The 606-nt window shown below is 43.9% G+C and carries 1 protein-coding gene; it reads left to right on the forward strand.

Going from position 1 to position 606, the window contains the following annotated elements:
* On the forward strand, positions 1-606 hold a 606-nt coding region (locus A8143_RS17015; protein WP_217494789.1), incomplete at both ends, for a hypothetical protein.

Raw genomic sequence — 606 nt, forward strand, 5'->3', positions numbered from 1 at the left:
GGCATTGATGATGACGGGGATGCTTTAATTGATTTAAATGATGAGGATTGTGATTGCGATGATTTAACCGGATTTACAAGCTTGATCCCCAACCCTTCTTTTGAAGACACCCTCTGCTGTCCTATTAGTGTAGCCGCCTTATTTTGCACAGAATCTTGGATTCAAGCCTCGGACGCAACATCAGATTATTTACATTATTCCTGTGGACTTGACTATCTCGCGGGCATTCCCCCAGAGTATCCTTTACCAGAAGGCGGAGATGCATATGTTGGCTTTATTAATATGACAGGAAACCATGAAATGGTCGGGGTTTGTATTGACGGCCCTTTGCTTTCAGGTGTCAACTATAATTTAACTTTATATACCGCATGGGCTGGAGCGCACAATGAGTTAGATTTAACACTTTATGGAACACCCAATTGTGGAGATTTGCCTTGGGATGGGTATGAATGCCCAATTGGTTTTGGTGATTGGGAAGTACTTTCCTCAGTGGATGTGGTTTATGAAATGGATGGCTCTTGGCAGGAGGTAACTTTTTCTTTTACGCCGGATGTGGACATCAATGCCATTGCCATTGGTGGGGCATGTGGAGATGCTGAAAGTGGC

This window comes from Crocinitomix algicola, assembly GCF_001661595.2.
Classification (GTDB): domain Bacteria; phylum Bacteroidota; class Bacteroidia; order Flavobacteriales_D; family Crocinitomicaceae; genus Crocinitomix; species Crocinitomix algicola.